The organism is Okeania sp. SIO2B9 (genome assembly GCF_010672505.1).
In the GTDB taxonomy this organism is placed as follows: domain Bacteria; phylum Cyanobacteriota; class Cyanobacteriia; order Cyanobacteriales; family Microcoleaceae; genus Okeania; species Okeania hirsuta.
In genome coordinates, this window is sequence record NZ_JAAHGK010000213.1 from 1 (window position 1) to 7584 (window position 7584).

9 protein-coding genes are annotated in these 7584 nt (G+C 37.4%); all 9 read right to left on the minus strand.

Annotated features, from left to right (window positions below; translation table 11 throughout):
* Positions 1 to 92 precede the first annotated feature (92 nt).
* The 9 genes from F6K13_RS10105 to F6K13_RS35030 all read right to left on the minus strand — a co-directional run bounded on the left by F6K13_RS10105 (position 93) and on the right by F6K13_RS35030 (position 7583).
* Positions 93 to 707: a hypothetical protein gene (locus F6K13_RS10105; protein WP_124147780.1), complete on the minus strand. Its 615-nt coding sequence runs from the start codon at positions 705 to 707 to the stop codon at positions 93 to 95.
* Positions 708 to 1108: 401 nt separating this feature from the next.
* On the minus strand, positions 1109 to 1351 hold the full coding sequence (locus tag F6K13_RS10110; protein ID WP_124147781.1) for a TIGR02450 family Trp-rich protein: 243 nt from the start codon (positions 1349 to 1351) through the stop codon (positions 1109 to 1111).
* 219 nt (positions 1352 to 1570) lie between these two features.
* On the minus strand, positions 1571 to 2041 hold the full coding sequence (locus F6K13_RS10115) for a GNAT family N-acetyltransferase (RefSeq protein WP_192901225.1): 471 nt from the start codon (positions 2039 to 2041) through the stop codon (positions 1571 to 1573).
* A 195-nt stretch (positions 2042 to 2236) separates the two neighbouring features.
* Positions 2237 to 2383 (minus strand): hypothetical protein, encoded by a 147-nt coding sequence (locus F6K13_RS10120; protein WP_287287315.1) that lies wholly within the window; start codon positions 2381 to 2383, stop codon positions 2237 to 2239.
* Positions 2376 to 4202, minus strand: a complete 1827-nt coding sequence (gene sppA, locus F6K13_RS10125; protein WP_124147783.1) for a signal peptide peptidase SppA — start codon at positions 4200 to 4202, stop codon at positions 2376 to 2378. Before sppA ends, F6K13_RS10120 begins: the two co-directional genes overlap by 8 nt.
* 185 nt (positions 4203 to 4387) lie before the next feature.
* Entirely contained in the window at positions 4388 to 4519 is a 132-nt protein-coding gene (locus F6K13_RS10130; protein ID WP_282433664.1) for a hypothetical protein, read from the minus strand.
* Between the two features lie 396 nt (positions 4520 to 4915).
* Positions 4916 to 5953, minus strand: a complete 1038-nt coding sequence (gene fni, locus F6K13_RS10135) for a type 2 isopentenyl-diphosphate Delta-isomerase (RefSeq protein ID WP_124147784.1) — start codon at positions 5951 to 5953, stop codon at positions 4916 to 4918.
* Positions 5954 to 6216: 263 nt separating this feature from the next.
* Positions 6217 to 7260, minus strand: coding sequence for an alpha/beta hydrolase (locus tag F6K13_RS10140; protein WP_124147785.1), 1044 nt, complete (start codon positions 7258 to 7260; stop codon positions 6217 to 6219).
* A 149-nt stretch (positions 7261 to 7409) separates the two neighbouring features.
* Positions 7410 to 7583: a DUF1517 domain-containing protein gene (locus tag F6K13_RS35030; RefSeq protein WP_353735652.1), complete on the minus strand. Its 174-nt coding sequence runs from the start codon at positions 7581 to 7583 to the stop codon at positions 7410 to 7412.
* Position 7584: the final 1 nt, after the last annotated feature.

Below are 7584 nucleotides of genomic sequence, written 5' to 3' on the forward strand. Positions count from 1 at the left end.
AATGATTAAGAACTTTTAGTTAACTCTTTTAATGAAGTATTTTAACTGTTTAAATTCATTGAAATTACCTTTTTTATGGGAGCATATAAAAATTAAAACGGAATTTCTTCATCAAAATCAGACTCATTTTCCCGTACTTGAGACTCGGCAAAAATTGCCTCTGCCTGTTTAATTTTTTCAAAAATTGTAGCTCTAGAATAAGGTCGTTTTTTCATCAGTCGATCAATTTTGTATTTAGCTTTAATTGCCTCTCGATATTCTTGAGAAATCGCTTCTTCCGGCCAATTCAGATCGCTAGCTTTGATAACTGGTAGCCGAGAACCTAATTTTTCTATTGGCATTTCTGGTAATCGTAGGAGAAAATATTCTCGCCTACGTTTTATATTTTCAGCTCTATTTTCAATTTCTACTAATACACCTAATAACTGACTAGGATGATGTTCATAAATAGCGACTATAACCTCAATATCATCTAAGGGAATACCTAAACTTTTTGCTTTAGCTAAAAATTCATCTGGAATATGATTTATTATCGGAGGATTAATGGCAGCAGAGATTTCTGCCATAGCTTTTTTGATAGTTTCTTGAGCAAATTCAACTGTTTGATAATTAGCTTGATTTGTCGATTTTTCACTGACAATATATTCTAATTTTTGGGTAGCATTTGTTAACAATTGAATTGCTTTTTTAAGATGTGCGTAATTCATTTTTACCGAAAAATTGTGGGTATGTGCCTCCTCTTTTAACGATCACTTATAAGGAACTCCTGAAGACCTTGTGGGACCCACCCCTAACCCCTCCCAGGAGGGGAAGGGGAGCAGGGGAGCAGGGGATAAAGGAGAAAGAATCATAGTAGATAGGAAAAACTACTTAATTTATCAAAAAAAATGTACTTTTTAATACACTTTTTATCTGACAAAAACCTTTTAAAGACTTGAACATAACTTGTATATAATGTCTACGTTTTATGTTAATAAATATGTTGATAAAGCAGAGCTTTTTAATAGGATAAAAAAAGATAATTTTCAAGATTTAAAGCCTCCTTATTGCAGAGGTATTAATAACTAATAACTAATAACTGATAACTGATAACGGATAACTGAAATGACTATTCAATAGCTTCTAATTCTTGTGTTGATTGCCATCCAGGTTTCCAAAGAGAACGGTCTTTTAGTTGTTTAGCATTTAACCAAAATCTCACACTAGAGTCACAGGAAGCTACCATTTCAGCAAATACCCATTGACCTTGATTTTTACGATTTACTACTTGGAAATGTCGCCATCCCCAGGTTTTTTGATTGGCTGTCCATTTTGAACCAACAAGATAAGGAAACTTTTGTTTTTTTGACATTTTTATTGAAGAAGGAAGAAGGAAGAAGGAAGAAGGAAGAAGGAAGAAGGAAGAAGGAAAAATCTTAAATTTCTTAGTTTGACAGCGCTTTTCAGATTGATGAACCACATCATCATAACAAAAATCGTTTAAGGGGAAATGGCCATTCGCCTCTACTGTGGTCTACTGAAATAAAAATTGCTGTAAGCTTTTAATTTCTCCTAACCTTTCCTTCAACTGCTATAAGTCTAAGCGCATTTCATTATTTTGATCAAAGCCAAGATGAGAATATAGAGGTTTACCTTGAGACGAAGCATGAAGAATAGCTTTAGTACAATTAATAGATTTAAGATAAGCGATCGCTTCTCCAGTCAATTTTTTAGCAATTCCTTGACGGCGATAATTTGCTTCAACATAAACACCCCAAATATAACCATATTTTCGATATTCCGGCTTGAGAATATTTGGATACAAACCAGCAAATATTTGACAGCTAATTGAACCAACTATTGTATTATTTACTTCAGCAATAAAACTTTCATAAGATAGTTCTTTTCTAGCATTATCAATATGCTCTTTTGTAATTTCTAACCAGTTAGATTCAATAGAATCAGTAGGTACGCCCATATCTTGCCACATTTTATAAAAATGCTCGGCAATTATATAATTTTCTGATAGATTTGCTGTTCTGATATTAAGATTTTCTAGCATTGAAATTCAAAAAGAAGGAAGAAGGAAGAAGGAAGAAGGAAAAAAAGATTTAGGACTAACCTTGTTGGAAAAATTGGATGGGGATAGTTATTTCAGTTATCACTTGCCATAGTTACCGAATAATTAAGGTTTAAAGTATCTCCTTTATAAATAAAAAATTAAAAATTAAAACTTAAAAGCAATATAAAAATTGTGCTACTTACCAAATAGACATCTCCAAAAATCAAAAAGAAAATCAATTATTATCCATAAATTATCAATTACTCCCCTCCTGGGAGGGGGAGGGGCGAGGGGTGGGTTCCCTGTTCCCTGTTCCCTGTTCCCTGTTCCCTCTTCAATCAATTCTAAGATTAAAAGGCAAACGAGTATAAATTCCATAAGGGTCATTCATAGCTCTCAAACTAGCTAACTCCTGCTGCAACTTTTGAAATTCTGCCGTCAGTGGGTCTACCGGAGAAGTAGATATTTCAGCTTCCGCACCAGAAAGACTGCGGAAAATTCTTTGCTCCAAACTACGAGACTTAGGATATTCTTCAACTTTCCAACTATCCCCCAATTCCGCTTTTTCTGCCGCAAACTTAATCGCACCCTCTATTCCAGTAATCTCATCTACCAAACCTAATTCTTGAGCATTAACACCAGACCAAACTCTACCTTGAGCAATTTCAGCTACTTTCTCCTTTGGTAAATTACGAGCAGTTGCTACATTTGTAATAAAACGCTCATAAATTGAATCCACCATATTTTGAATTAACGCTAACTCCTCCTCCGTTTTAGGACGAGAATTATTATTCAGATCGGCAAATTGACCAATTTTCACTGTATCCCAAGTAATGCCATTTTCATTGCCTAGATCTTGAATATTGAACAAAACACCAAAAACTCCAATTGAACCTGTAATAGTAGTAGGTTCAGCGAATATTTTGTCTGCATTCATGGAAATCCAATATCCACCAGAAGCAGCTATATTACCCATAGATACAATTATAGGTTTTTGCTCCCTTGTCAGTTTGACTTCTCGACCAATAACTTCCGATGCTGAAGCACTTCCACCAGGACTATTCACTCGCAAAACTACAGCTTTAACTTTGTCATCAAATCGCAGTCGTCGCAATTCTTTTGCTAGGCGATCGCCTCCTATTTGCCTAGGAGTACCCGTACCATTAACTATTTCTCCCTCAGCGTAAACTACAGCAATTTTGTTTTTGCTTTTAACATCTCCACTGGCAACTTCTGCAACTTTTGGTACTCTGGTATAGTTGTTGAGACTAATTTGTGTAAAAGTTTTGTCATCCTCTTCTTTGCCAGTTAGCACTTTGAGTTCACTTAGCACTTCATCATAGTAGTCAACTCGGTCTACTAATTTACTATCTTCCGCAGCATCCGCCATCAAAATTCCCTGCTCATTAGCGATCGCCTGTAACTGCTGTATTGTTAACCCCCGACTGGGGGCTATTGTTTGCAGGTATTTACCCCAAATATCCCGTAACAATTGGAGATTTTGCTCTCTGTTTTCTGGACTCATTGTTTCTCGGATAAAAGGTTCAACCGCAGACTTATATTTACCCACCCTCGTTACTTGGACTCCAATACCAAATTTATCAAACGCCCCACTTAAGAACATAGTCTGTGAACTTAAGCCATTGAATTCTATAGCACCGAGAGGGTTAATCACAATTTCATCTGCTACCGAACCTAAATAATATTCTCGCTCTGTCCAGTCTACATCGTAGGCAATGATTTTTTTACCTGTTTCCCGGAACCGTTGAAGTGCCTGACGTATTTCTTGTAGATTTGCCAGTCCTGTTCTTCCTGGTGTACTGCTACCTTTAATGTAAAGACCGATGATTTTTTCATCTTGGGCAGCAGTATCAAGAGCATTAATTGCTTTTCGGAGAGTAATAGTTGCAGGTTGGTCCCCAGAGAGAGCTTCTTGAAGTGCTTCCCCGGTAGTGGAGATGGGTCTGGTGTCTGTAATATTCGTAGCGAGGTCGAAAACTAAGACCGATTTATCTTTAACTTGTGGGCCGATGTCTTTGGCCTTACTCGCGATGGAACCAACAAGAAATATTAGTCCGCCAAATCCTAAGCCGACAATTAGAGCAATTCCTAGTAAACTGCCAATCAGGCTGGCAAAAGTATATTTGAAGAAGTCTTTCATGTTTTCAGGTGGTTGGTTTTGGGTTTTTGGTGGTAGGTGGTAGGTTTTAGTCAAATAAATTAGGACTTACGCAGTACAACTTAATTTTCGTCCGAAGCGACCGACAGGGTTTGCGGAGCAGTCCGGAACAGAAAGCAATCTCAAATCCTAGTTTTTCGTACCTCATGCGTAAGTCCTGTTGGTTATTATAGCGTTTTCATCTGGGTGGTAGGTTTTAGGTTCAGGCGTTGCTGATTTAATGTATGAAATTCAATTAGTGGTAAATTTTCACCCAAAACAATAGTGGAAATTATACCTATTTCTGACTCTAAAGTCATTGGAAAATTCCTTTCTACCTACTGACTCAGTCCTCGGTCTTCCTGTGAAATCAAATCCGGTTGAATACTTATTATATAGTTGGGGGAGATGGGGAGATGGGGAGATGGGGAGATTGAAGTGTGGATAGAATTATCAGGACTTACGCAAATTGACTTTTAAAGCACCATTTGTAGGGGCGTTAACGATAGTTATGCGAAGCAAATGGTATTTGCTAACGCAAAGCTCCGAATGGCGCCCTCGCTATATGTAGAGTCTCTGCGTAAGTCCTGATTATAAACATATACTGTATAACCGGATTCTATATGAAATCATCAGCGAAACACACCGAAAATTAAAATCTAGATGGTGCGTTACATTTGATTAACGCACCCTACTGGACTACTACTCCCTACTCCCTACTCCCTCTTTTCTAGACTGCCAGATTTTTTCAGTTCAGATAAATTAGCATTACCCGTGCAAAAGAGGACTGTTGTAATTTCTGCTATTAAAATATCTACTAATATATTGAGAGATTCTTCTGATTCAGCCGCAGCTTGAAGGAATGGCCAAGCTAGCCCACTGAGGTCTGCACCGAGAGCGATCGCTTTTGCCACATCTACCCCATTGCGCAAACCTCCAGAAGCAATGAGCGGAATGTCTGAGTTGAAGGCGCGGATGTCAGTAATACATTTTGCTGTTGGTATACCCCAGTTGCCAAAAGTTTCTCCTAACCTGCGCTGACGTATATCTGTTGCTCGTTCCCCTTCAATTTTTGCCCAAGAAGTTCCTCCTGCCCCAGCTACGTCAATTGCTGCTACTCCAGCATCTATTAATTTTTGAGCCATTGTTCCGGAAATGCCATTACCTACCTCTTTGGCAATGACTGGTACTGGCAATGAGTAGCATAATTTTGATATTTTGTCAAATAATCCACGGAAATTTGTATCGCCTTCAGTTTGAATACACTCTTGCAAAGGATTAAGATGAAGAATCAGAGCATCTGCTTCTAAGATGTCGATCGCTTGTTGGCACTGCTCTATGCCATAATCATAATTTAGTTGAACTGCCCCTAGATTAGCAAATAGGAGAATATCCGGAGCGAGCGATCGCACAGCAAAAGTATCGGCCACTTGAGAATTTTCCACCGCCACTCGTTGTGAACCCACTCCCATTGCTATTTTATATTTTTGAGCAACTTTGGCTAACCGATAATTAATCATTTTTGCTTGTTCAGTGCCACCTGTCATCGAAGATATCAACAATGGCGCACCTAATTGTTTTCCCAGAAAAGTAGTGTTTGTAGTTATTTCGTTGCGATTTAGTTCTGGTAAACAACAATGGGTAAAACGGTAGCGGTCTAAACCATTAGTAATGTTATGAAATTGGACATCTGATTCCAGACAAATTCTGAGATGGTCTGCTTTGCGGTTTTGAGTTTGGGAGTTTGAATTCATCAGTTATATCATGTTCGGTTGAATACTTACACTTTGGAGGAAGGAAGGCAGTAGGCAGTAGGCAGTAGGCAGTAGGGAATATTGGTTCAAGGCCAGAAGTTTTTTATAACTGATTATCCGAAGATGATATTATGTGTTATTTCAAATGTTGGCATTAGTGAAAACATGTATGATATCATGTCCGGATAAGAGCGGGATAGAACACCGTTCCGCACTCCGCGTTAACGTGCGTTGTGCGCCAGGAAACAAAAAACTTTCTCCTTCTATTCCTTATTTCTTCTTCTTTCTTCTCTCCTGACTCCTGACTCCTGACTCCTGACTCCTAAGTAATTAAGATTAATATCATACCCTAATTTACCAACGCCCAAATGTTTATCAAAAAAATCCATTGCCATATCTATTAAAGCGGGGTCAAAAGCTTCACCTCTACCATGATAATGTCCCCAATCAGGTTTTTTTTCTAACTGAACTTCTACGCCTTTTTCTGATAGAGCATCTGCTAATAAAACACTTTGACTCATTGGTACAACATTATCTTTTTCTCCGTGCATAATTAGAAAAGGTGGATCTTGAGCATCAATATAATTAATGGGGTTAGTAAATGCTGCTAATTCTAATTTTTGCGAGACAGGTCCTCCTAATAACTTATGAGTTACTAAAGTATAAATATACCATTCTTTATCTTTATACTTTTCCTCAACAGCAGGAGTAATAGATTCTTCAAAAGCGGGAGGTACTTTCGTAAAGTCTGTAAGTGGATACCATGCACAAACTGCTTGTACGGCACTAGATATTTCTGGATTATTTGTTCCTTCCAATTCTTTTACTCCTGCTGATGTTCCTAATAAAGCACTTAAATGTCCCCCAGAAGAAGGTCCCCAAGCACCAACATTTTTAGGGTCTAGATCGTACTTATCTGCATTTTTTCGCAGCCAACGAACTGCTGTTTTAACATCCTGAATTTGGGCAGGAAATAGTGCTTCATTACTAAATCTATAGCTAATACAAGCCATGGCATAATTTCTCTGTACCACAATTTTTCCAGGGCAATATTCTTTAGTTCCTTGTAACCAACCACCACCATGAATGTAGATTAACAGAGGTAAAGGTTTCTCTGGTTTTGTTTCTGGTAAATATAAATCTAAAAGTAGTGCTTTTTCCTGATTTTGATAATTATAATTTCCATAAACAAGATTTTGTAAAACCTTAACTTCCATCGGTTTTTGCTGACAACTTGTAATTAATAATGTCAGCAACAGTAACAAAAATCTGAGGCGATGAGTCAACCTCCCAAAAACAATAGCCATCTGTTGTATTTTCTCACGAGAAATAATATAAAAATACACCTTAAATTAAAGAGTATTTTCTCTAACATAGCAATCTGTCTAGAGTTTGTCAAAAAACCAGAATAATATCAAATCCCCGTTTAAAAAACAACTTCTAACTTCTGACTTCGTTAAGCTGTTGGAGTCCAAAGTAACTCAAATACTAATAAATAATCAGGGGTAACTTTGCCTAACTCTTTCAAAGTTTGCTTGAAACTTTCTCTATTATTAACTTCAGCAAATAAAGGATAATCATCCTCCGTTCCCAACAACAAAGTCACAATAATATGACGATCTAGTTGCACA